This is a genomic window from Pseudomonas paraversuta, assembly GCF_904067025.1.
Classification (GTDB): Bacteria; Pseudomonadota; Gammaproteobacteria; order Pseudomonadales; family Pseudomonadaceae; genus Aquipseudomonas; species Aquipseudomonas paraversuta.
This window is the reverse complement of sequence record NZ_CAJFDA010000001.1, coordinates 217969-240498: the sequence shown is the minus strand read 5'-3', so window position 1 is coordinate 240498 and position 22530 is coordinate 217969. Positions and strand designations below refer to the sequence as shown.

Annotated in this window: 22 protein-coding genes and 1 pseudogene; 12 read left to right on the top strand and 11 right to left on the bottom strand. The window is 58.8% G+C overall.

Translation table 11 applies throughout. From position 1 onward, the window contains the following. Positions 1 to 49 precede the first annotated feature (49 nt). The 7 genes from JQ848_RS01150 (at position 50) to JQ848_RS01120 (ending at position 7180) form a co-directional block, all read left to right on the top strand. On the top strand, positions 50 to 1291 hold the full coding sequence (locus tag JQ848_RS01150; RefSeq protein WP_161719852.1) for an SfnB family sulfur acquisition oxidoreductase: 1242 nt from the start codon (positions 50 to 52) through the stop codon (positions 1289 to 1291). Positions 1292 to 1305: 14 nt separating this feature from the next. Further along, entirely contained in the window at positions 1306 to 2502 is a 1197-nt protein-coding gene (locus JQ848_RS01145) for an SfnB family sulfur acquisition oxidoreductase (protein WP_003444569.1), read from the top strand. Then, positions 2502 to 3863 carry an LLM class flavin-dependent oxidoreductase gene (locus JQ848_RS01140; RefSeq protein WP_202210193.1) on the top strand — a complete coding sequence of 454 codons (1362 nt, stop codon included), beginning with the start codon at positions 2502 to 2504 and terminating at the stop codon, positions 3861 to 3863. Before JQ848_RS01145 ends, JQ848_RS01140 begins: the two co-directional genes overlap by 1 nt. A 94-nt stretch (positions 3864 to 3957) precedes the next feature. After that, a complete protein-coding gene (locus tag JQ848_RS01135) occupies positions 3958 to 4755 on the top strand; it encodes a MetQ/NlpA family ABC transporter substrate-binding protein (protein ID WP_003444573.1) in 798 nt (265 codons plus the stop codon). A gap of 2 nt (positions 4756 to 4757) precedes the next feature. Continuing rightward, entirely contained in the window at positions 4758 to 5879 is a 1122-nt protein-coding gene (locus tag JQ848_RS01130; RefSeq protein ID WP_202210192.1) for a methionine ABC transporter ATP-binding protein, read from the top strand. After that, the gene (locus JQ848_RS01125) at positions 5869 to 6513 is read left to right on the top strand and encodes a methionine ABC transporter permease (RefSeq protein ID WP_003444575.1); all 645 of its coding nucleotides are present in this window, start codon (positions 5869 to 5871) and stop codon (positions 6511 to 6513) included. The genes JQ848_RS01130 and JQ848_RS01125 overlap by 11 nt, the downstream gene beginning before the upstream one ends. Before the next feature lie 40 nt (positions 6514 to 6553). Continuing rightward, positions 6554 to 7180, top strand: coding sequence for a class I SAM-dependent methyltransferase (locus JQ848_RS01120; protein ID WP_010657390.1), 627 nt, complete (start codon positions 6554 to 6556; stop codon positions 7178 to 7180). 45 nt (positions 7181 to 7225) lie between these two features. On the opposite strand, the gene JQ848_RS01115 is transcribed toward JQ848_RS01120, so the two are convergent. The 9 genes from JQ848_RS01115 to JQ848_RS01075 all read right to left on the bottom strand — a co-directional run bounded on the left by JQ848_RS01115 (position 7226) and on the right by JQ848_RS01075 (position 15264). After that, a complete protein-coding gene (locus tag JQ848_RS01115; protein ID WP_039736989.1) occupies positions 7226 to 7684 on the bottom strand; it encodes an REP-associated tyrosine transposase in 459 nt (152 codons plus the stop codon). A 205-nt stretch (positions 7685 to 7889) separates the two neighbouring features. Then, positions 7890 to 8105 carry a TOBE domain-containing protein gene (locus JQ848_RS01110; protein WP_003444581.1) on the bottom strand — a complete coding sequence of 72 codons (216 nt, stop codon included), beginning with the start codon at positions 8103 to 8105 and terminating at the stop codon, positions 7890 to 7892. 35 nt (positions 8106 to 8140) lie between these two features. Then, a complete protein-coding gene (ssuB, locus tag JQ848_RS01105) occupies positions 8141 to 8947 on the bottom strand; it encodes an aliphatic sulfonates ABC transporter ATP-binding protein (protein ID WP_003444583.1) in 807 nt (268 codons plus the stop codon). Next, positions 8944 to 9750, bottom strand: coding sequence for an aliphatic sulfonate ABC transporter permease SsuC (ssuC, locus tag JQ848_RS01100; RefSeq protein WP_161719855.1), 807 nt, complete (start codon positions 9748 to 9750; stop codon positions 8944 to 8946). The genes ssuB and ssuC overlap by 4 nt, the downstream gene beginning before the upstream one ends. Positions 9751 to 9757: 7 nt before the next feature. Then, the gene (gene ssuD, locus JQ848_RS01095) at positions 9758 to 10906 is read right to left on the bottom strand and encodes an FMNH2-dependent alkanesulfonate monooxygenase (RefSeq protein ID WP_003444587.1); all 1149 of its coding nucleotides are present in this window, start codon (positions 10904 to 10906) and stop codon (positions 9758 to 9760) included. Between the two features lie 31 nt (positions 10907 to 10937). Further along, entirely contained in the window at positions 10938 to 11903 is a 966-nt protein-coding gene (locus tag JQ848_RS01090; protein WP_003444589.1) for a sulfonate ABC transporter substrate-binding protein, read from the bottom strand. A gap of 204 nt (positions 11904 to 12107) precedes the next feature. Next, positions 12108 to 12701, bottom strand: a complete 594-nt coding sequence (ssuE, locus tag JQ848_RS01085; RefSeq protein ID WP_003444592.1) for an NADPH-dependent FMN reductase — start codon at positions 12699 to 12701, stop codon at positions 12108 to 12110. Between the two features lie 268 nt (positions 12702 to 12969). Beyond that, on the bottom strand, positions 12970 to 13608 hold the full coding sequence (locus tag JQ848_RS01080) for a peroxiredoxin (protein ID WP_003444594.1): 639 nt from the start codon (positions 13606 to 13608) through the stop codon (positions 12970 to 12972). Between the two features lie 294 nt (positions 13609 to 13902). After that, positions 13903 to 15264, bottom strand: a complete 1362-nt coding sequence (locus JQ848_RS01075) for an OprD family porin (protein ID WP_003444596.1) — start codon at positions 15262 to 15264, stop codon at positions 13903 to 13905. Between the two features lie 497 nt (positions 15265 to 15761). Here JQ848_RS01075 and tauA point away from each other — a divergent pair, with 497 nt between their 5' ends. From tauA to tauD, 4 genes are read left to right on the top strand one after another with little or no spacing between them, the layout of a single operon-like run. Further along, positions 15762 to 16745, top strand: coding sequence for a taurine ABC transporter substrate-binding protein (gene tauA / locus JQ848_RS01070; protein WP_202210191.1), 984 nt, complete (start codon positions 15762 to 15764; stop codon positions 16743 to 16745). Positions 16746 to 16772: 27 nt separating this feature from the next. Next, complete coding sequence (gene tauB / locus JQ848_RS01065) at positions 16773 to 17567, top strand: taurine ABC transporter ATP-binding subunit (RefSeq protein ID WP_003444599.1); 795 nt, start codon at positions 16773 to 16775, stop codon at positions 17565 to 17567. Further along, positions 17564 to 18400: a taurine ABC transporter permease TauC gene (gene tauC, locus JQ848_RS01060; RefSeq protein WP_003444601.1), complete on the top strand. Its 837-nt coding sequence runs from the start codon at positions 17564 to 17566 to the stop codon at positions 18398 to 18400. The genes tauB and tauC overlap by 4 nt, the downstream gene beginning before the upstream one ends. Positions 18401 to 18456: 56 nt before the next feature. After that, a complete protein-coding gene (gene tauD / locus JQ848_RS01055) occupies positions 18457 to 19290 on the top strand; it encodes a taurine dioxygenase (RefSeq protein WP_202210190.1) in 834 nt (277 codons plus the stop codon). A 112-nt stretch (positions 19291 to 19402) separates the two neighbouring features. Here the strand turns inward: tauD and JQ848_RS01050 are convergent, their stop codons facing one another. Further along, positions 19403 to 20062 (bottom strand): TetR/AcrR family transcriptional regulator, encoded by a 660-nt coding sequence (locus JQ848_RS01050; protein WP_003444604.1) that lies wholly within the window; start codon positions 20060 to 20062, stop codon positions 19403 to 19405. A gap of 143 nt (positions 20063 to 20205) precedes the next feature. Continuing rightward, positions 20206 to 21582 carry a glutamine synthetase family protein gene (locus tag JQ848_RS01045; protein WP_003444606.1) on the bottom strand — a complete coding sequence of 459 codons (1377 nt, stop codon included), beginning with the start codon at positions 21580 to 21582 and terminating at the stop codon, positions 20206 to 20208. A gap of 278 nt (positions 21583 to 21860) precedes the next feature. On the opposite strand from JQ848_RS01045, the pseudogene JQ848_RS01040 reads away from it, so the two are divergent. Then, a pseudogene (locus JQ848_RS01040) lies at positions 21861 to 22514 on the top strand (gamma-glutamyl-gamma-aminobutyrate hydrolase family protein). Positions 22515 to 22530: the final 16 nt, after the last annotated feature.

The following is a 22530-nucleotide window of genomic DNA, read 5'->3' as shown; positions in this document are numbered from 1 at the left end:
CCCTTGTGGAAATCGCCAGGGCATTGCGTGCAGCCAAGGAGCAGCAGTGATGTCGAATCTGGCTAATGCACACCTGCAAAGCGACCTGGATGTCGCCCCCTTGTTGCTCGCAGCGCACATCCTGCGCACCGACAACGAAGCCCTTGAAGCCGCACGCGATCTGGCTGCCACCGCCCGTGAGCACGCGGCCAGGCGCGATCAGCAACGCAAATTGCCCTGGTCACTTATTGAGCAGTTCACCCGCAGTGGACTTGGCAGTATCTCCATTCCCCGGGAGTTCGGCGGGCCACAGGTTTCCTTCGTCACCCTGGCTGAAGTGTTTGCCATTATTTCGGCCGCCGACCCGGCGCTGGGGCAGATTCCGCAGAACCAGGTGGGCATTCTCAATCTGATTTCCAGCACCGCGAGTCAATCGCAAAAAGAGCAACTGTTCAGCAGCGTGCTGCAGGGCTGGCGCATCGGTAATGCGGGGCCTGAACGCGGCAGTAAAAACACCCTGGACTTGAAGGCACGCATAAGCGCTGACAAGAATGATTTCGTCATCAGTGGTCAGAAGTTTTACTCCACCGGTGCACTGTTCGCGCACTGGATTGCAGTCAAGGCGCTCAACGACGACGGCAAACCGGTCATGGCCTTTGTTCGCCGCGGGACTCCCGGCCTGCGCGTTGTCGATGACTGGTCCGGCTTTGGCCAGCGCACCACTGCCAGCGGTACCGTGTTGCTCAACAGCGTGCGCATTGATGACGAACTGGTCATCGACAGCTGGCGTTTGGGCGAAGTGCCGAACATTCAGGGCTCGGTGTCGCAACTGATCCAGGCCGCCATCGATCTGGGCATCGCCCGCGAAGCCATCACCGACACCATCAGTTTTGTACGCGAACGTTCCCGGCCGTGGATCGACGCCAGGGTCGAGCGCAACAGCGATGATCCCTATGTCATCGCCGACATCGGCAAATTGAAGATCGAGTTGCATGCCGCCGAAGCCTTGTTGCGCAAAGCCGGCCGGGTACTGGATGAAGTCAGCGCCGCACCGATTGACGCGCAGGCCGCCGCCCGGGCCTCGATTGCCGTGGCCGAAGCCAAAGTGCTGAGCACCGAGCTGTCGTTGCTGGCCAGCGAAAAACTTTTCGAACTGGCGGGCAGCAGCGCCACCCTCGCCCGTTTCAACCTCGACCGACACTGGCGCAACGCACGGGTTCATACCCTGCACGACCCGGTCCGCTGGAAATACCACGCCATCGGCACCTACCGCCTCAACGGCACCCTGCCTGCCCGGCATTCCTGGATTTGACTACGGAGATACCCATGTCCCTGATATCCAAACAGGTCCCGGTCATCCGCAGTGATGCCGAGGCCCTGAGCGTAGCCCGTGAACTGGCCGCACATTTCAAACGCGAAAGTGCTGTACGCGACCGCGATCGACGCCTGCCGCTTGATGAACTCGAACTGTTTTCCCACACCGGCCTGTGGGGCATTACCGTGCCGCAGGCCTGGGGTGGCGCCGGCGTGTCCAATGTCACGCTGGCTCAGGTGGTGGCATTGATTGCTGCTGCTGACGCCTCACTGGGGCAAATTCCGCAAAACCATTTCTATGCACTTGAAGTACTGCGGGTCAATGGCACGCCGGCACAACAGGCGCGGCTATATGCCGAGGTCCTGGCCGGGCAGCGCTTTGGTAATGCCCTGGCCGAAATCGGCACTAAAACCGCCCACGACCGTACCACCCACCTGGCCAGGGCCGAAGACGGCTACCGCATCACCGGTCGCAAGTTTTACGCCACCGGCGCCCTGTATGCGCAGCGTATTCCGACCTCGGTGGTGGATGATAACGGCGTACAGCACCTGGCGTTCGTGCCCCGCGACAGCGACGGCCTGACCGTGATTGACGACTGGAGCGGCTTCGGCCAGCGCACCACCGGCAGCGGCTCGGTGCTGTTCGACAATGTGTTCGTCGCCGCTGACGACGTGATTCCGTTTCAAAGCGCCTTTGAGCGCCCGACCCCGGTTGGCCCGCTGGCGCAAATCCTCCATGCCGCCATCGACACCGGCATCGCCCGCGCCGCCTTTGAAGACGCGCTGCATTTTGTGCGCACCAAGACCCGGCCCTGGATCGACGCCACCAGCGATATCGCCAGCGAAGACCCGCTCACCCTGAAAAGCTTTGGCCGCCTGAGTGTGCGTCTGCATGCCGCCGAAGCCTTGCTGGAGCGCGCCGGTGAACTGCTGGATATCGCCCAGGCCAATACCCATGCCGGCACCGTGGCAGCTGCCTCGATTGCGGTGGCAGAAGCGCGCGCCATCAGCACCGAGATTTCGCTGGCCGCAGGCAGCACCCTGTTTGAACTGGCGGGCAGCCAGGCCACCCTCGCCGAACACGGGCTCGATCGCCACTGGCGCAACGCCCGGGTCCACACCCTGCACGATCCGGTGCGCTGGAAATATCACGCGGTGGGCAATTACTACCTCAACGATACGAACCCGCCATTGCGGGGGACCATCTGATGAGCAAAAAGAAAATCCTGATCAATGCCTTCAACATGAACTGCATTGGCCACATCAACCACGGTCTGTGGACGCATCCACGGGACAACTCCACCCAGTTCAACACCCTCGAATACTGGACTGAGCTGGCGCAGCTGCTGGAGCGCGGGCTGTTTGACGGGCTGTTTATCGCCGATATCGTCGGCGTCTACGACGTCTATCAACAGTCGGTTGATGTGCCGCTCAAGGAGTCGATCCAGCTGCCGGTCAACGACCCGCTGCTGCTGGTATCGGCCATGGCGGCCGTAACCAGAAACCTTGGCTTTGGCCTGACCGCAAATCTGACCTACGAGCCCCCGTATTTATTCGCCCGTCGCATGTCGACACTGGACCATCTGACCCGCGGCCGTGTGGGCTGGAACATCGTCACCGGGTATCTGGACAGCGCGGCCAAAGCCATGGGCCTGAACGAACAGGTCGAACATGACCGGCGTTACGACCAGGCCGATGAATACCTGGAGGTGTTGTACAAACTCTGGGAAGGCAGCTGGGAAAACGGCGCCGTGGTCAACGACCCGGCACAGCGCATCTATGCCCGTCCCGACAAGGTGCACAAGGTCAGACATGCCGGCGAGTTCTACCAGGTCGAGGGCTATCACCTGTGCGAACCCTCACCCCAGCGCACGCCGGTACTGTTTCAGGCCGGCAGTTCGGATCGCGGTCTGGTGTTTGCCGGGCGCCATGCCGAGTGCGTGTTTATCAGTGGCCAGACCAAGGCGGCGACCAAAACCCAGGTCGACAAGGTTCGCGCCAGCGCCGTGGCGGCAGGACGCAACCCGGATGACATCAAACTGTTTATGGGCCTCAACGTGATAGTCGCGCCCACCGAAGCCCTGGCCCGGGCCAAGCGCGACGAGTACCTGGGCTATGCCAGTGCCGAAGCCGGGGTGGCGCATTTTTCCAGCTCCACAGGCATCGACTTTGCCGACTACGAACTGGACGAGCCGATCCAGTACGTGAAGAACAACGCCATCCAGTCCGCTACCAAAGTGCTGCAAAACAACGACTGGACCCGGCGCAAACTGCTTGAACAACACGCACTGGGCGGGCGCTACATGACATTGGTGGGCTCACCGCAACAGGTGGCCGACGAGCTCGAATCGTGGATCGAAGAGACCGGTCTGGACGGCTTCAACCTGACCCGCATCGTGACGCCGGAAAGCTATGTCGACTTTATCGATCTGGTAGTCCCCGAGCTGCAACGCCGGGGCTCCTACAAGACCGCATATGACACCGGCAGCCTGCGGCAAAAACTCTTTACCGAGGGCGACGCGCACTTGCCTGCACGGCATACGGGCGCCGCTTACCGCCAACCCGAATAACCCTGCAGGAGCGAGCTCACGAGCCGTCTGATGCTCGCGAGCAAGCTCGCTCCTGGAGGATTTGAATTCTGAATTTTTGAATGGAATTTGCCCCATGCACAAAAAACACTTAACCCCACTGGTTCTGGCGCTCGGACTGTTCAGCGGCATCGTGTTCGCCAGCGACGCCCCGCTCAAGGTCGGCACCACGGCGGCCTTTGCTCCCGCCCTTGAAACGACGGTGAACGAAGCCAGGAAGCAAGGCCTGGATGTCGAGCTGATCGAGTTCAGCGACTGGATCGCTCCCAACGTCAGCCTCAACAGCGGCGACATCGACGTGAACTACTTCCAGCACATCCCGTTCCTGGAAAATGCCAACGCTGCCGGCGGGTTTAACCTGGTGCCCTATGCCAAAGGCATCATCAACAACGTGGGCCTGTACTCGAAAAAATACAAAAGCCTGGACCAACTTCCCCAGGGCGCTACGGTGGCCATCGCCAATGACCCGATCAACAGTGGACGCGGCCTGCAACTGCTGGCCAAGGCCGGCCTCATCACCCTCAAGCCCGGCGTAGGCTACAAGGCGACCGAAGAAGATATCGTCGCCAATCCGAAAAACATCAAGATCCTGCAGGTCGAAGCCGTACAGCTGGTACGCGCCTATGACGATGCCGATCTGGTGCAGGGGTACCCGCACTACATACGCCTGTCGAAAAACTTCGATGCCAACTCGGCGCTGTTGTTTGACGGCATCGACCACCCGGAATACGTCATTCAATTCGTGATCCAGCCCAAGAACAAGGACGACCCGCGACTGGCCAGATTTGTCGATATCTACCAGCATTCGCCTGTGGTCAAAGCTTCGCTGGATAAGGCCTACGGCACCCTGTATCAACCTGGCTGGGATAACTGAACATGAACGTGGCAATTGCTCGCGAGCGGCTCGATCAGCCGCAGCCAAGCGCGACCCACACCCGGCTGCACCCTGAACTGAGCCAGGCCCATGTGCGTTTTATCGGTGTAGGCAAAACCTATGACGGCCAACAGGGGCCGGTGGATGCCCTCAAGGATATCGACCTGGCGATTCAGCACGGGGAGATTTTCGGCATTATCGGTCGCAGCGGCGCCGGCAAATCCTCGCTGATTCGCACCATCAATCGCCTGGAACAACCCAGCAACGGTCGCGTACTGATCGATCAAATCGACATCGGTGACTTCGATGAAAACCGGCTGGTGGCGCTGCGCCGACAAACCGGCATGATCTTCCAGCACTTCAACCTGATGTCAGCCAAGACCGTGTGGCAGAACGTCGAACTGCCGCTCAAGGTAGCTGGCGTACCCAGACTGCAGCGGGAACAGAAAGTCCGCGAGTTGCTGGAGCTGGTGGGCCTGCAAGGCAAGCACAAGGCCTACCCGGCGCAACTGTCGGGAGGGCAGAAACAACGGGTTGGCATTGCCCGCGCGCTGGTCCACGACCCGGCCATCCTGCTCTGTGACGAAGCCACCTCGGCCCTTGATCCGGAGACCACCCAGTCGATACTCGGTCTGCTGCGCGAGATCAATCAGCGCCTGGGCCTGACCATCATCCTCATCACCCACGAGATGGCGGTGATTCGCGATATCTGTCACCGCGTGGTGGTACTGGAACAAGGCCGGATCGTCGAGCAGGGCCCGGTGTGGCAAGTGTTCGGCGACCCGCAGCATGAGGTCAGCAAAACCTTGCTCGCACCGCTGCAGGACAACCTGCCCGAAGCCCTGAAAAACCGTATCAGCGTGCAGCCGGCATCGTCACATTCGAGTGTGATTCTGCGTCTGCGTTTTACCGGCAGCCAGGAGCAGGAACCGGACCTGGGTGCGTTGTTCAGCGCCCTGGGCGGTCAGGTGCGGCTGCTGCATGGCGGGGTTGAGCAGATTCAGGGGCACGCCCTGGGCCAACTGTTGCTCAGCGTGACCAGCAGCTCTCTGGGGGCGGACGAATTACGCAAGCGCGCCGGACAATGGGCACAACAGGTCGAGGTCGTGGGTTATGGGATTTGAACGTCTATGGCAGGGTGTGATCGACACCTTTTTAATGGTCGGTGTGTCGTCACTGATCGCATTAATCCTGGGCATTCCCTTGGCGGTGATTCTGGTCACCAGCGGCAAGGGCGGTATTTATCAGGCCCCCAGGCTGAACCAGGCACTGGGCGCGTTCGTGAACCTGTTCCGTTCCATTCCCTTTCTGATTTTGATGGTGGCGCTGATCCCCTTCACCCGCCTGATTGTCGGCACTACCTACGGCGTCTGGGCTGCCGTCGTACCCCTGACCATCGCCGCTACGCCGTTCTTCGCACGGATCGCCGAAGTCAGCCTGCGCGAAGTGGATCACGGCCTGATCGAGGCCGCGCAAGCCATGGGTTGCAAACGCCATCACATCATTTGGCACGTGCTGTTGCCTGAAGCCTTGCCGGGCATTGTCGGCGGTTTCACCATCACCCTGGTGACCATGATCAACTCATCGGCCATGGCCGGAGCCATAGGTGCCGGTGGCCTGGGTGACATTGCCTACCGCTACGGTTATCAGCGCTTTGACACCCAGGTCATGCTGACCGTGATTGTGTTGCTGGTGGTGCTGGTGGCGTTGATTCAGCTTGGCGGTGATCGCCTGGCCCGCGTACTGAACAAACGCTGAGGTATAGTCGGCGGCCAGACTGCCGCCGACCGAGCCTGCCATGACCCTCGATGCAAAAACCCTCGAACAGATTGCTGCCACCACGCTGGAGCATTATCAGCAGAGTGCCGAAGGCTTTCGCGAAGGGACTCGCGACCATGATGTGAGCCAGAACATCGACGCATTACTGCGGCATATCCAGGGCAGCGCGCCATTTACCCTTCTGGATTTTGGCTGCGGCCCGGGGCGCGATCTGCAAACCTTCACCCGCCTGGGGCATGTAGCGGTCGGGCTCGACGGCACTGAACGCTTCACCCAGATGGCCCGCCAGGACAGTGGCTGTGAGGTATGGCATCAGGACTTTCTCAAGCTGGACCTGCCTGCCGAACACTTTGACGGCATCTTCGCCAACGCCTCGTTGTTCCACGTACCGACCCAAGAGCTTGCGCAAGTACTGGGCAAGCTGCACGCCACCCTGAAGCCTGGCGGCGTACTGCTGAGTTCCAACCCGCGCGGGGACAATCGAGAAGGCTGGAATGGCCAGCGTTACGGGGCATACCACGATCTGGAAAACTGGCAGGCGATGCTCACCGGGGCGGGTTTTGTCGAACTGGAACACTACTACCGCCCCCCCGGCCTGCCCCGCGACCAGCAGCCGTGGCTGGTGAGTGTGTGGCGCAAAGCCTGACTCCCCGCCTTGAAAGCTCGCGAGGCAAGCTCGCTCCTACAGGGGTTAGAGCCATATGGCATCCCAGTGCGGGTAATCGCCCAGGCGCTGCACCAAACCTGCCCGCAGGGGGTTGGCGACGACATAGCGGGCGACGCTTGCCAGATCTTCGTCATAACGAATCGCCCGGTCGTGATAGCCCTTTTGCCAAAAATGATTATTGCGTTTACAGGCCGCGTTAATCACTCGAGCACTGCACGATTTTGTCCGTCTCATGACTGTCGCTAGGCTGGCGTCTTGTAGTTCGATCAACCAATGAAAGTGATCGGGCATGACGACCCAGGCGAGTGATTTAACCAATCCCTCGCTTTGAGTTCTGCGAAGTTCATTGATTAAAAGTCGAGCGCTATGAAAGTTGCTGAAAGTCGGTTCACGGTCTTTCACCACGGCCGTGAGCAGATAAATCCGACCCGTCTCAGAGACTCTGCCTGTGCGAAGCCGACATCCATGGATAGAGCCTGACATTCCTTTACCCTCTGAATAAGTATCAAAAGACAAAGACTAATGGGGGCTCAAAGCTCTGAAACACATGGTAGTTCTGAATATGTCTGGTCTGTAGGAGCGAGCTTGCTCGCGAGCTTCAAAGGCTCGCGAGCAAGCTCGCTCCTACAGATAAAGCATAAAAAAACCCCGAGGGGCTTACACCGCTCGGGGATCGGTCTTTCATGCTTTACAACTTGGCGATGGATACTTCGGTGGATTTTACAAAGGCGATTACTTCGCTGCCCACTACCAGCTCCAGCTCTTTGACCGAACGGGTGGTGATGACCGAGGTAACGATGCCCGATGCCGTCTGTACGTCGATTTCCGAAAGCACGTCGCCCAGCACGATTTCCTTGATATGGCCTTTGAACTGGTTGCGAACGTTGATGGCTTTGATGGTCATGGTGTCGATTCCTGTCTTGGGATAGAAAAGTGCGGTTATTGCGCCCAGCGCAGTTGCGTAGGCAGCGGTGCAACGGGTTCCGGCTCAGGGGGCGAGCCAGGCAAGGCAAGTACCCGGTTAAGTACTTCTGTTTCCAGTGCCGCCAGCCGGTGCGATCCGCGCACCCTGGGGCGCGGCAGTTCGACTGTGAGGTCCAGCCCCACTTCGCCGTCTTCGATCAGGATGACCCGATCGGCAATCGCAACGGCTTCGCTGACGTCGTGGGTCACCAGCAATACGGTGAATCCGTGCTGGCGCCACAGGCGTTCGATCAGTTGCTGCATCTCGATGCGGGTCAAGGCATCCAGCGCACCCAAGGGTTCATCCAGTAACAACAGGCCCGGCTGGTGAATCAGCGCACGAGCCAGGGCCACACGCTGTTTTTGCCCGCCCGATAAAGCCGCCGGCCATTCATTGGCGCGCTCGGCCAGACCCACCTCTTCCAGCGCTTTTAGCGCCTTGGCACGCCAGTCGCCCTTGAGCCCTAGCCCGACGTTGTCGATGACTTTTTTCCAGGGCAGCAAACGCGCTTCCTGAAACATCAGCCGCGTGTCTTCGCGGACTTCTTCCAGCGCTGCCGTGCCTGCCAGCAGTTGGCCAGCCGTCGGTTGATCGAGCCCGGCCAGCAGGCGCATCAGGGTGCTTTTGCCACAACCGCTACGCCCGACTATCGCCACGAATTGACCGGCAGGAATATGCAGATTGATGTCACGCAGGACCTGACGCTCAGCAAAAGACTTTTGCAGGCCTTTGATGGCCAGCGGAATGCCCTGACGCAAACGCGGAGGTTGTTGAGCCGTCATGCTGCACCGCCTTTAACCACTTGATAGGCCGGGTGCCAGCGCAACCACACACGCTCCAGGCCCCGGGCCGCGGTATCGGCCAATTTGCCGAGCACCGCGTACAGAACAATCGCCAGCACGACCACGTCGGTTTGCAAAAACTCCCGGGCGTTCATCGCCAGGTAGCCAATGCCGGAGCTGGCGGAAATGGTTTCGGCCACGATCAGGGTCAACCACATAAAGCCCAGGGCAAAACGCACCCCCACCAGGATCGAAGGCAAGGCACCGGGCAGGATCACCTGGCGAAACAGGCTGAAACCGGACAGCCCGTAACTGCGCGCCATTTCCACCAAAGCAGGGTCTACGTTGCGGATGCCGTGATAGGTGTTGAGGTAGATGGGGAATAAAGTCCCCAGCGCCACCAGGAAAATCTTCGCCGACTCGTCGATCCCGAACCACAGGATGACCAGAGGGATGAGCGCCAGGTGCGGTACGTTGCGGATCATTTGCACCGAACTGTCCAGCAGGCGCTCGCCCCATTTCGACAAGCCGGTGATGAAGCCAAGCGCCAGGCCGATGCTGCCACCGATGACAAAACCGACCCCGGCGCGCCAGCCGCTGATGGCGAGGTGTTTCCAGATCTCGCCACTGCGCACCAACTCGACCCCGGCCGCGAATACGGCACTAGGTGCAGGCAGAATGCGGGTCGACAACCAGCCCGCCGATACCGACAGCTGCCATACCGCCAGCAGTAATACCGGCAAGGCCCAGGGCGCCAGTTTGTGGCCGATGCTATTGAGGCTTGAAGCCTTGCCCTTGCTCATGGCCGCCTCAACTCTGCGCAGCAGCTTTAGGAAGAATATCGTTGGCCACCATTTCGCCAAACGGACTCACGTATCCCGAACTTTTCGGCAGTTCCGGGCGCTCGATATCGAGGTGCGGAAACAGCAGTTCAGCCACCCGGTACGACTCTTCCAGATGCGGGTAGCCGGAAAAAATAAAGGTGTCGATGCCCAGATCGGCGTATTCCTTGACCCGTGCTGCCACTGTCGGGCCGTCACCCACCAGAGCCGTACCCGCACCACCGCGCACCAGACCGACCCCCGCCCACAGGTTGGGGCTGACTTCCAGATTGTCGCGGCTGCCGCCGTGCAGGGCAGCCATGCGCTGCTGGCCGACGGAATCGAAACGCGCCAGTGAAGCCTGGGCCCGGGCAATAGTGTCGTCATCCAGATGAGAAATAAGTTTGTCTGCCGCTTTCCAGGCCTCGTCGTTGGTTTCGCGCACGATGACGTGCAGGCGAATGCCGAAACGTACGGTACGTCCGTGTTTGGCAGCCTTGGCCCGTACCTGGGCAATTTTTTCGGCGACCGCAGCCGGTGGCTCGCCCCAGGTCAGAACCATTTCAACCTGCTCTGCGGCCAGATCCTGCGCAGCTTCCGAAGAGCCGCCGAAGTACAGCGGCGGACGCGGTTGCTGGATCGGCGGGTACAGCAACTTGGCGCCTTTGACCGTGATGTGCTGACCGTCGTAGTCCACGGTTTCGCCTTCGAGCACGCGGCGCCAGATGCGGGTGAACTCTACCGAGGCCTGATAGCGCTCTTCGTGGCTCAGAAACAGGCCGTCACCGGCCAGTTCTTCCGGGTCACCGCCGGTCACCAGATTGAACAGCGCGCGTCCGCCGGACAGTCGGTCCAGGGTCGCGGCCTGACGGGCTGCCACGGTCGGCGAGACGATACCCGGACGCAGTGCCACCAGAAATTTCAGGCGCTGAGTTACAGGGATCAATGCTGCCGCCACCAGCCACGAGTCTTCGCACGAGCGCCCGGTAGGGATCAGAACTCCGCCAAAACCCAGGCGGTCTGCCGCTTGTGCCACTTGTTGCAGGTAACCGTAATCAACGGCACGGGCGCCTTCGGAGGTGCCAAGGTAATGGCCGTCACCGTGGGTAGGCAGGAACCAGAAAATATTGAGGCTCATGGAGTTGTCTCCTGAATGGGTACGGCAAGCGTTAGTTGGCTTTGGCCACAGCGGCCGGTGGTGTCCAGATCACATCTTTCACAACCAGCGGCTTGGGAATCAGCTTGAGCTGGTAAAAACTGTCAGCGATTTTTTGCTGGGCGTTGACCACTTCAGGGGTCAAGAACTGCGCGCCGTAGCCCTGGCGCTTGACCGCCGTGCGGGTGATATCAAGCGCCAGGCCCAGGAGCGGCGCCACTTGCTGCGTGACTTCTTCCGGGTTGGCTTTGGCCCACTCACCGACATTGCGCACTTCTTCGATCAGGGTCTCGATGACCTTGGGATGCTGTTCGGCGTAAGGCTTGGTCGCCAGGTAGAACTGATGATTGTCGGCAAGCGCGCTGGCATCACGCAGGGTGCGTGCCTGCAGCTGTTGTTCGGCAGCGGCCTGGTACGGGTCCCAGATGACCCAGGCATCGACACTGCCCCGCTCAAACGCAGCACGGGCATCGGCGGGCGGCAGGAATATGGTCTGGATATCGCTGTACTTCAGGCCGGCGTCTTCCAGGGCACGCACCAACAGGTAGTGAACGTTGGAGCCTTTGTTGAGCACGACCTTTTTGCCTTTGAGGTCTTTGACCGATTTGATCGGCGAATCCTTGGGCACCAGAATCGCTTCGCTGGTCGGAGCGGGCGGCTCGTAGGCGACATACAGCAGATCGGCACCGGCGGCCTGGGCGAACACCGGCGGGGTTTCACCCGTCACGCCGAAGTCGATGGAGCCGACGTTCAGGCCTTCAAGCAACTGCGGGCCACCGGGGAATTCAGTCCATTGCACCTCGACACCCTGCTCGGCCAGACGCTTCTCCAGCGTGCCCTTGGCCTTGAGCAGCACCAGGGTGCCGTACTTTTGATAACCGATACGCAGGGCATCGGCCTGAGCGTGTAAAACGACGCCAAAGGACACGGCCGCAGCTAACAGTGCGACCACTCCACGACGCAAAATGACAGGGCGCATGGCGCTCTCCTATTAAGGTTCGAGATTCGGGTTGCACCTGCCGGGCCGTTAGCGGATCGGTAAGGCGGAATTGCTTGAAACTGTGGGCTGTATCTGTGGGAGCTGGCTTGCCGGCGCTGGCATGACTGCATCGCGTCAGGCAATCCGGGGCGCCTCAATCGCTGACAAGCCAGCTCCCACACAGATGCCGTGGCATCGATTGGTTCAGATACTCCAGCGAGCCGTGCGCAGGCGCTCGTTGAGAATGTTCGGGTCCAGCGGTTTAGGACGGCGGGCCAGGGCGCTGTAAAACTGCTCCAGAGCCTCGCTCAAGCGTTGTTCCAGGATCGGCACCAGTTGCGCTTGTGCGCCGCCTTCGCCGTAAGCGATCTGGCTGTCATCGGCAAAAATGCCGTGCAGCATTTCCTGAGCCTTGAGCGCAGAGAGCACCGGCTTGAGGGCGTAGTCCACGGCCAGCATGTGGGCGATGCTGCCACCCGTAGCGATGGGCAATACCACTTTATGGCTCAGGGCGCGCTCAGGCAGCAGATCAAGGATGGTTTTCAGTGCACCGCTGAACGAGGCCTTGTACACCGGCGTCGCAATCACCAGGCCATCGGCATTTTCGATGTGTTGCAACAGATTGATGATTTGCGGACTGTCAAAACGTGCGTGGAGCAAGTCTTCGGCCGCAAAGTCACGTACCTGGTAACTCACGACTTCTACGCCTTGCTGGTTGAGCCAGTGTTTGGCGCGGTCCAGCAGCACCCCGGAGCGGGATCGTTGGCTTGGGCTACCTCCGAGTGTCACGACCAGCATCGGGCATTTCCTTGAGTGAATGTGTGCAATTCGCTGTCAGCGTTTTCGCTTGAGTGAGAAGACCTTAACAGGTGATTTATATATCTATAAATCATATTTATTCATTTGTTTATTCCTTAAATGAATATGAGATTTGACGATTCAAAGCGCAAAAAAAAGGGCCGTCGAAACGGCCCCAAACCCTGTTGCACTTGAAGATGGAAACTCTGCAGGAGCGAGCCGTGCAGATCAAAAAGATCGCGAGCAAGCTGGCTTCTACAGGAGAGGATTATTTGTTTGGCTGTGGCGTGAGGCGCAGGTAGGGCTTCACGGCGCGGTAGCCCTTGGGGAAGCGCTTCTTGATTTCGTCTTCATCCTTTAGCGACGGCACGATCACCACTTCGTCGCCGTCCTGCCAGTTGGCCGGGGTGGCAACTTTGAAGTTGTCGGTCAGTTGCAACGAATCGATCACGCGCAAAATTTCATTGAAATTGCGTCCGGTGCTGGCCGGATAGGTGATGGTCAGGCGAATCTTTTTGTTCGGATCAATCACGAACAGCGAGCGCACCGTCAGGGTATCGCTGGCATTGGGGTGAATCAGATCGTAGAGATCGGACACTTTGCGATCGGCATCGGCCAGGATCGGAAAGTTGACCTGGGTGTTCTGGGTTTGGTTGATGTCTTCGATCCAGCGGTGATGCGAGTCCACCGGGTCGACGGACAGCGCGATGGCTTTGACCCCGCGTTTGGCAAATTCGTCCTTGAGCTTGGCGGTGAAGCCCAGCTCGGTGGTGCAGACCGGGGTGAAGTCCGCCGGGTGTGAAAACAGCACGCCCCAGTTATCGCCCAGCCATTCATGAAAACGAATCTTGCCGGCGCTGGAATCCTGTTCGAAATCGGGGGCGATGTCGCCGAGTCTGAGGCTCATGGTGCAGCTCCTTTTTATAGGGAATGGCAGGGCGTGATGGACTTACTCTGCCTGCACCATTAACTAATTAAAAAGAATAAATATCGATTTGGATAGATCATAAAGGAATATTAAAAACTGTTTCATTGGACGCGGCCAAGGCATGGGGCCACTCTGGATTCAGGTTTAGGCAAGGGGAGCGGCAGGGAGCTGCGACATTCAAATGTGTTGCGAATTGATCGATTCGGTCTTCGGTAAACACCCTGCCCGGCATTGCGCCGGGCAGGATTTTTCTTGCCTGTTACTACAACCGGCTTACAGCAACGGAATCGAGTAGCTGACGATCAGACGGTTTTCGTCCTGGTCGCGCTGGTTGGCAATGTCGTTGCGCCACATGGCGTTTTTCCACATGAAGCCGAGGTTTTTCAACGCGCCTTCCTGTACCACGTAGGCCACAGTGATATCGCGTTCCCACTCGGAAGCGCCATTGCTGGTCTGCTTGTTGCCGCTGTAGGTGTCGATGTTGTCGCCACGCAGGTAAACCGCGCCCGCCGTCAGGCCGGGAACGCCAAGCTTGGCGAAGTCATACGAGTAGCGAGCCTGCCAGGTACGTTCGCCAGCACGGGCGAACTTCTGGATTTGCATGTCGGTAGTCAGGTAAGCCGACGAACCGTCGCCCTGGTTCAGCCAAGGGAAGTCACTGCTGCCGTTGCTGACCTGGTAACCGCCACCGAAGGTGTGACCTTCAACGGTGTACAGGAACAGACCGCTGTACAGGTTGTTATCAACCTTGCCTTTGCCGTTGCCCGTCGAGCTATGGGCGTAGTCACCGGAGGTGTAATACAGCGGATCATGGCCGTTTTTACCGTCATCGGAGCTGTTGAAGTAGCGCAAGTCAGTTTTCAACACGCCCGGACCGATGGACCAGTTGTGGGTCAGACCCAGGAAGTGTTGCTTGTAGAAATCTTCCAGATTGCCGTAGTAGTACTGCAGCAACAGGTCTTTGTTGACCTTGTAGTCGGCACCGCCGTAATAGAACTTGTTAACAAATTTGCCGGTGTCGTAGTTGGAGCCACCGTTGGCGCCAGCAATCGACAGGCCTTCGTTGTTGGTGGAGTTACGACCCTTGGCGTGTTCGATCTGGCCGCCGGTGAAGGTCAGGTCCTTGAACTCGCTGGAGGTGATCTGGCCACCCTGGAAGGTTTGCGGCAGCAGGCGACCGTCGTTGGTCACGATGACCGGCAGTTTTGGCTGCAAGGTACCGATGCGCAATTCAGTCTGGGAAATCTTGGCTTTAGCCGTCAGGCCCAGGCTGGAGAAATCGTCCACAGCGTGGTCGCCGTCGCTTGGGAATACCGAGCCACCGGCGTTCAGGCCAGTCGGGTTACCGTGCTTGGCAGTGCTGGAGTCCAGCTTGACGCCCAGCAGGCCAATTGCATCCACACCAAAACCAACTGTGCCCTGGGTGAAACCCGAGGTGTAGTCCAGCTGGAAGCCTTGGCCCCATTCAGCGGTGTAGTTGGAGTTCTTCGGCGCACCCGAATCACGGTTATCGTTGTTGATATAGAAGTTACGCAGTTTCAGCGTGGCCTTGCTGTCTTCAATAAAACCGGCAGCGCTTGCCTGTTGCGCCAACAAACCTACGGCCACAGCGATGGCCAAGGTGGACTTGTTCATGGTGTTGCTCCTATGCGTTTCTAATTTTTGTAGTTCTTTAACCCAAGATCTGACGTCTCGGTGCTACAGATGCGCGATTAGCGCCGGACAATGACTGACAAGTCAATCGTAACCAATCATGTCTACGACCTTTGTCTAGTCGTCTGCCATTTATGCGCAGGATAATGGCTACTCCATAAAACTAAAAAGAATTGTTTAGAATTTTTTCAGATCGAATGGATATATGTCTAAATATTACCCGCGCAAAATCGGAGGAATCCTATCGGCCTTTTGTCTAATTCCTAAACAAAAATTTATGAATTTTTTAATAACATTTAGCGCTTAACTCCTACCCGATCAGTTGCCAGGCGAAACACCGGAGCAGATAGAGCTCGCGCGCGTTTGTGCATGTTGCGGAACAACATAAGCTAATGCTTAAAAGTTATTTATTTACGCATTCTTAGATCATTTAACCTCGCGCTCTGCCGATATCCGGCCACCTGCCGAGGAGCTACTTGATGAAACTGCACTCTCCATTACGCCTTTTGGCAGCTTTGTCCCTGGCGGGTGCCAGCTTCTTTGCCCAGGCCGCAGCCAACGATGTGACCGTGGCCTACCAAACCACCGTAGACCCGGCGAAAGTCGCCCAGGCCGACGGCGCTTACGAGAAAGCTACCGGTGCCAAAATCAACTGGCGCAAATTCGATAACGGCTCCGACATCATTGCCGCCATTGCCTCGGGCGATGTGCAGATCGGCTACCTGGGTTCAAGCCCGCTGACCGCAGCCATCACCCGCAAGGTGCCGGTGGAAACCTTTTTGATCGCAACCCAGATCGGCGGCGCCGAAGCCCTGGTGGCCCGTGACGGTTCCGGGATCAATGGCCCGCAGGACCTGATCGGCAAGAAAATCGCCGTGCCCTTTGTCTCTACCGGCCACTACAGCCTGCTGGCAGCGCTAAAGCACTGGAATATTGATCCTTCGAAAGTACAGATTCTGAACCTGGCGCCGCCGGCCATTGTGGCGGCCTGGAAGCGTGGCGATATCGATGCCACCTATGTGTGGGACCCGGCATTGGGCGCAGCCAAGGAAAACGGCAAGGTGCTGATCACCTCTGGCGAGCTGGCCAAATTCGGCGCACCGACCTTTGACGCCTGGATCGTGCGCAAGGACTTCGCCGCCAAGCACCCGGAAATCGTTAAAACGTTCGCCAAAGTCACCCTGGATGCTTACGCCGACTATCACAAGGACCCAAAAGCCTGGCTGGCCAAGCAAAGCAACGTCGACAAGGTGGTGAAGCTCTCGGGCGCCAAAGCGGCTGATATTGCGCTACTGCTGCAAGGCAATGTCTACCCGCTGGCCGCCGATCAGGTGGTTCTGCTGGGCGCACCTACCACCAAAGCGCTGACCGACACCGCGACCTTCCTCAAAGAGCAAGGCAAGGTCGACGCGGTTCTGTCGGACTACGCGCCGTCGGTTAACGCCAGTTTCATTACTCAATAATTTTCGCCCGCTGAGGAGTCGACCGTCATGGCCTTGTTATCACTGGAGCGTATCAGCGCACAGTACCCGGGCGCAGCTGAGCCGGTGCTGTCGGATATTTCCGTCAGCCTCGGCCCTCAGCAACTGCTGGTCGCCCTTGGCCCGTCGGGCAGCGGCAAAACCTCCTTGCTGAATCTGATCGCCGGTTTTGTTGAACCCAGCGGCGGACGCATCACCCTCGACGGGGCTCAGGTCAAAGGGCCAAGCGCCGAACGCGGAGTGGTGTTTCAGGACGATGTACTGCTGCCCTGGCAGGACGTGTTGGCCAATGTGGCCTTCGGCCTTGAACTGGCCGGAGTCCCCCGCAACAAGCGTGAAAGCCGCGCCCGTGAAATGCTGGCGCTGGTGGATTTGTCGGGCTTTGAACAGCGCCGCGTCTGGGAGCTTTCGGGCGGCCAGAAACAACGTGTCGGCCTGGCTCGGGCCCTGGCGGCCGACCCGCGCGTGTTGCTGATGGACGAACCTTTCGGCGCACTGGACGCCTTCACCCGCGAACAGATGCAAGAGTTGCTGCTGCAAGTGTGCAAGCGCACGGACAAACCCGTATTTCTGATTACCCACGACATTGAAGAAGCGGTTTTTCTGGCTACCGACCTGATTTTGCTCGCGCCCAATCCGGGCCGCATTGTTGAGCGGCTGAGCCTGGACTTCGGTCAGCGTTACAACGCCGGCGAATCGGCCCGTTCGATCAAATCCGATCCGCGCTTTATCGAAACCCGTGAACACGTGCTGGAACGTGTGTTTTCCCAACGCGGTGCCGCCCGGCACCAGGAGCACGCATGAGCAGTTATGAAGCCGTCGCCGAAGCTGCAGTTGCAGCGCCCCACGCACCGCGCCCGGTAAAACGCAGCCTGAGTACGCGCTGGATCAGCGTCCTGACCATCCTCACGCTGCTTGCCGTCTGGTGGGCCGTGACTGCCGCCGGACTCATCGAGCCGCTGTTTTTGCCGCCACCTTCGGCCGTGCTGGAAAAAGGCTGGTTGCTGGCGACCACAGGTTATATGGACTCCACCTTGTGGCAGCACCTGGGCGCCAGTCTGACCCGTATCGGCCTGGGCCTGGGCTTTGCGATTCTGACCGCGGTGCCGGTGGGCATCGCTATCGGCCACAACCGCATCGCGCGGGGGATTTTCGACCCGCTGATCGAGTTCTATCGGCCGATTCCGCCGCTGGCCTATTTGCCGCTGATTGTGATCTGGTGCGGGATTGGCGAACTGTCGAAAGTACTGCTGATTTATCTGGCGATCTTTGCCCCGATTGCAATTGCCACTGCCACCGGCGTGCGTACCGTCGACCCGGCCAAAGTCCGCGCCGCCCAGTCGCTGGGTGCCACTCGCTGGCAGTTGATTCGCCATGTGATTTTGCCCAGCGCCCTGCCGGACATTCTGACCGGTGTGCGTATTGGTCTGGGCGTGGGCTGGTCGACCCTGGTGGCAGCCGAGTTGATCGCCGCCACCAGCGGTCTGGGTTTTATGGTGCAGTCCGCTGCGCAATTCCTGGTCACCGACGTGGTGGTCCTGGGGATTCTGGTGATTGCCATCATCGCCTTTGCCATGGAAATGGGCCTGCGCGCCCTGCAACGCAAGCTGGTGCCGTGGCACGGCCAGGCTCACTAGATACTTCGAATTGCACTCGACGCTGATCAATCGGCGCGCTGATAAAGAGATAGACCATGAGCCTGACCATTACCCCGATTAGCTCTGCCCTTGGCGCCCAGATTGACGGCGTCGATCTGACCCGGCCTCTGAGCCCGCTGCAGCGTGATGCCATCGAGCAGGCGCTGCTCGAATATCAGGTGATTTTCTTTAAACAACAGTCGATCACCCCGCAACAGCAAGCACGCTTTGCGGCCAATTTTGGCGATCTGCATATTCATCCGATTTATCCCAACGTACCGGAACAACCTGAAGTGCTGGTGCTGGACACGGCCGTTACCGATGTCCGTGACAACGCGGTGTGGCACACCGACGTGACCTTCTTGCCGACCCCGGCGCTGGGCGCGGTGCTGAGTGCCAAGCAATTGCCGGCTTTTGGCGGCGATACCTTGTGGGCCAGCGGGATTGCAGCGTTCGAGGGTCTGTCCAGGCCACTGCAAGTGCTGCTGGATGGTTTGACCGCTACCCACGACTTCACCAAGTCGTTCCCGCTGGAGCGTTTTGGTTCGACACCCGAAGATTTGCAGCGCTGGGAACAGACCCGCAAAAACAACCCGCCGCTGTCGCACCCGGTGATCCGCACGCACCCGGTCAGCGGGCGCAAATCGTTGTTCGTCAACGAAGGCTTCACCACCAGAATCAATGAACTTTCAGAGGCTGAAAGCGAAGCGATCCTCAAGTTGCTGTTCGCCCAAAGCACCCGCCCGGAGTACACCATCCGCTGGCGCTGGCAGGAGAACGACGTAGCGTTCTGGGACAATCGCGTGACCCAGCATTACGCCGTGGATGATTACCGCCCGAATCGCCGCGTGATGCACCGCGCGACTATCCTCGGTGATGCGCCCTTCTGACCTGCAGAAGCAAGCTTGTTGCAGGAGCGAGCCTGTTGTAGGAGCGAGCTTGCCTCGCGAGCTCTTCACGACCCGGGATACAGCGTTAAAAGCTCGCGAGGCAAGCTAGCTCCTACAGGGGTAAGGCCGGGCTTGGGCGTTTGGGCAGGTACGGCGGCAGGTACAACCCCAGATAGGCATCGACCACCCGCGCGCCTTCTTCGGCCATGCGCGGGGTGATGCTGCCGTTTATCTGGATGGAGCGCGCATACACGCGGTCACCCAGCTCCATGGCCAGGGCAAAAACGTCCACCTCTTGCGGCAGTACCGGAAGCTCGAAGTGGCGCATAAACAACCCGTGCATCAACTGGCCCAGTTCGAGGTCGTGCTGACTGTCGGCCCGGGTCACTTCGGTAAGCCCGTGCTGGGCCAGAATCAGCTGCCGGGCGGCCGCATCCTGGTGGTAAATGGTCAGCATGCGTTGCTCGATAATCCGCGAAAGATCACGCCAGCCATTGAGCTCGTCATGGGCAACCGGTTGTTTCAGGCAGGCGCGGAACGCGCCGTGGACATCACTCGTCAGGGCCTGGAGCAACGCCGGCACACTGGGGAAAAAGTGATAGACCGATGACGGCGCAATTGCCGCACGCTGCGCCACACTGTAAATCGACAGGCTGGACACCCCCTCGGCGGCGAGCAATGTGCGGGCGGCGTCGAGTATCGAATCAATTCGGACCTGACTGCGGGCGCGGGGCTTGCGAGGTGTAGCGCGGGGCGAGGCGGGGCGCGTCATGGGTGTCTCCTGCGGGGCAGCAGGCATTGTACGAGCCGGACTGGATGTTCGCCACAGACCTTCGCCTGGATCGCAGGTGCTGGTGCGCACATAAAAAAACGCCACCGGCTGTTGGCCGATGGCGTTTTCAGGACTGCAACCGCTTACACGGTATGCAAGTACCAGTTGTACTCGAGGTCGGAGATGGAATGTTCAAACTCTTCCAGTTCGCTCTCTTTACAGGCCACAAAAATATCGATGTATTTAGGGTCGATATATTTGGCCATCACTTCGCTGTCATCCAGCTCGCGCAGGGCATCACGCAAGTTGTTCGGCAAGCTTTGCTCGTTCTGCTCGTAGGAGTTGCCTTCTACCGGTGGTGGTGGCTCGATCTTGTTGGTCAGACCGTGGTGCACGCCCGCCAGAACCGAGGCCATCAACAGGTACGGGTTGGCATCGGCGCCAGCCACCCGGTGTTCCAGACGCACGGAGTCAGAAGAACCGGTCGGTACCCGCAGGGCCACCGTACGGTTGTCCAGGCCCCAGCACGGCGAGTTCGGCACGTAGAACTGTGCGCCGAAACGACGGTAGGAGTTGACGTTAGGGCAAAGGAACGCCATCTGCGCCGGTAGGGTCTCGAGCACACCGCCGATCGCGTGACGCAATGCGGCGTTCTGCTCGGGATCCTCGCTGGCAAAAATATTTTTGCCCTCTTTGTCCAGAATCGAAATATGTACGTGCAACCCGTTACCCGCCTGGCCCGGATAAGGCTTGGCCATGAACGTGGTGTCCATCTCATGGTCGTAGGCGATGTTTTTGATCAGACGTTTTAGCAGTACTGCGTAGTCGCAGGCCTTGATCGGGTCGGCAACGTGGTGCAGGTTCACTTCGAACTGCGCCGGGGCACTTTCTTTAACGATGGCGTCAGCCGGGATGCCTTGCTCTTTGGCACCTTCCAGAATGTCCTGGAGGCAGTCGACGTATTCGTCGAGATCGTCGATCAGGTAAACCTGGGTCGAATGCGGACGTTTGCCGGAGATCGGCGAGCGCGGCGGTTGTGGACGCCCGTTAACGTTCTCCTGGTCAATCAGGTAGAACTCGAGCTCGAAAGCGGCGCAGATGGTGAGACCCATGTCGTCAAATTTCGTAACAACTTGACGCAATACTTCGCGAGGGTCGGCGAAGAACGGCTCACCTTCGAGTTCGTGCATGGTCATCAGCAGTTGCGCAGTGGGGCGCTTTTGCCATGGTTCATTGCACAGGGTGTCAGGAATTGGATAACAGATTCTGTCTGCGTCACCGATATCCAGACCCAGACCGGTGCTTTCCACCGTTGAGCCATTGATATCCAGCGCAAACAGAGAGGCTGGCAGGTTGATGCCTTTCTCGTAAACCTTGTGGAGACTGGTGCGTTCAATGCGCTTACCGCGCACCACACCATTCATATCCGCAATTAGAAGGTCAACGTACAGAACCTCAGGATGTTCCTTAAGGAACGCGTTCGCTTCGTTAAGCTGAACGGCACGCGGGGGTACCGACATGATGCAACACCTTTGTTGTTAAAAATATCAATCATTGAGCGCTACGGGATTCAGTCAACCCGAACGGCATACCGAAGTCAAGCAGCCTATTTTTTGCCCTGAAAAAGGGCTTAAAGGCCATTTTTGACGCTTTTCAGGGCGTCTTTGCCCTTTTAAAAACCTTGCCGCCCGCAGGCTTGAGCGGGGCGTATTGTATTTTTTACGGGGGTGTTGTGTAAAAAAATGAACAAGGCTAAGCTCGATTCAAACCCATAACAGCAATAATACCGGGGTGTTACATGTCACGCCTGCCGTTAATCGGCGTCACCGCCTGCACCAAGCAGATCGGTTTGCATCCTTATCACATCACTGGCGATAAGTACGTGCGAGCAGTCGCGGTGGCCGCCAAAGGCTTGCCTCTGATCCTTCCGTCCTTGGCGGAACCGATTGATCCGACCAATATTCTGGACAGTCTGGACGGACTGCTGTTTACCGGGTCACCGTCCAATATCGAACCTCATTTATATCACGGCCCCACCAGCGCGCCTGACACGCTGCATGATCCTGACCGTGATCGCACCACCCTCCCCCTGATCCGTGCCGCTCTCGCCACAGGTGTTCCTGTGCCGGGGATCTGTGGCGGGTTTCAGGAATTGAATGTAGCCCCGGGTGGCTCACTTCACCAGAAATTGCACGAAGTCGAAGGCTTCATCGAGCATCGAGAAGACCCCAGCGCACCGAGTCACGCCATGCAACATTCAACCGGGCGGCGTACTGGCAGGCCTGGCTCCGGACGGCCTGGTGGAGGCGGTTTCGATCGAAGGCGGCAAGGCTTTTGCTTTAGCCGTGCAATGGCACCCCGAATGGCAGGTAAGCTCTAACCCGATTTATCTCGCGATGCCTGCAGAAGGCGCGCCACTCAACACGACGCGGATGCGTCAGTAAACGCCTGACTTATCCAAGTCAGGA

Bases quoted from the DNA above. Each gene is read 5' to 3' on its own strand.
- JQ848_RS01150 (WP_161719852.1), top strand. From the start codon at position 50: ATGTCGAATCTGGCTAATGCACACCTGCAAAGCGACCTGGATGTCGCC.
- JQ848_RS01145 (WP_003444569.1), top strand. From the start codon at position 1,306: ATGTCCCTGATATCCAAACAGGTCCCGGTCATCCGCAGTGATGCCGAG.
- JQ848_RS01140 (WP_202210193.1), top strand. From the start codon at position 2,502: ATGAGCAAAAAGAAAATCCTGATCAATGCCTTCAACATGAACTGCATT.
- JQ848_RS01135 (WP_003444573.1), top strand. From the start codon at position 3,958: ATGCACAAAAAACACTTAACCCCACTGGTTCTGGCGCTCGGACTGTTC.
- JQ848_RS01130 (WP_202210192.1), top strand. From the start codon at position 4,758: ATGAACGTGGCAATTGCTCGCGAGCGGCTCGATCAGCCGCAGCCAAGC.
- JQ848_RS01125 (WP_003444575.1), top strand. From the start codon at position 5,869: ATGGGATTTGAACGTCTATGGCAGGGTGTGATCGACACCTTTTTAATG.
- JQ848_RS01120 (WP_010657390.1), top strand. From the start codon at position 6,554: ATGACCCTCGATGCAAAAACCCTCGAACAGATTGCTGCCACCACGCTG.
- JQ848_RS01115 (WP_039736989.1), bottom strand. From the start codon at position 7,684: ATGTCAGGCTCTATCCATGGATGTCGGCTTCGCACAGGCAGAGTCTCT.
- JQ848_RS01110 (WP_003444581.1), bottom strand. From the start codon at position 8,105: ATGACCATCAAAGCCATCAACGTTCGCAACCAGTTCAAAGGCCATATC.
- ssuB (WP_003444583.1), bottom strand. From the start codon at position 8,947: ATGACGGCTCAACAACCTCCGCGTTTGCGTCAGGGCATTCCGCTGGCC.
- ssuC (WP_161719855.1), bottom strand. From the start codon at position 9,750: ATGAGCAAGGGCAAGGCTTCAAGCCTCAATAGCATCGGCCACAAACTG.
- ssuD (WP_003444587.1), bottom strand. From the start codon at position 10,906: ATGAGCCTCAATATTTTCTGGTTCCTGCCTACCCACGGTGACGGCCAT.
- JQ848_RS01090 (WP_003444589.1), bottom strand. From the start codon at position 11,903: ATGCGCCCTGTCATTTTGCGTCGTGGAGTGGTCGCACTGTTAGCTGCG.
- ssuE (WP_003444592.1), bottom strand. From the start codon at position 12,701: ATGCTGGTCGTGACACTCGGAGGTAGCCCAAGCCAACGATCCCGCTCC.
- JQ848_RS01080 (WP_003444594.1), bottom strand. From the start codon at position 13,608: ATGAGCCTCAGACTCGGCGACATCGCCCCCGATTTCGAACAGGATTCC.
- JQ848_RS01075 (WP_003444596.1), bottom strand. From the start codon at position 15,264: ATGAACAAGTCCACCTTGGCCATCGCTGTGGCCGTAGGTTTGTTGGCG.
- tauA (WP_202210191.1), top strand. From the start codon at position 15,762: ATGAAACTGCACTCTCCATTACGCCTTTTGGCAGCTTTGTCCCTGGCG.
- tauB (WP_003444599.1), top strand. From the start codon at position 16,773: ATGGCCTTGTTATCACTGGAGCGTATCAGCGCACAGTACCCGGGCGCA.
- tauC (WP_003444601.1), top strand. From the start codon at position 17,564: ATGAGCAGTTATGAAGCCGTCGCCGAAGCTGCAGTTGCAGCGCCCCAC.
- tauD (WP_202210190.1), top strand. From the start codon at position 18,457: ATGAGCCTGACCATTACCCCGATTAGCTCTGCCCTTGGCGCCCAGATT.
- JQ848_RS01050 (WP_003444604.1), bottom strand. From the start codon at position 20,062: ATGACGCGCCCCGCCTCGCCCCGCGCTACACCTCGCAAGCCCCGCGCC.
- JQ848_RS01045 (WP_003444606.1), bottom strand. From the start codon at position 21,582: ATGTCGGTACCCCCGCGTGCCGTTCAGCTTAACGAAGCGAACGCGTTC.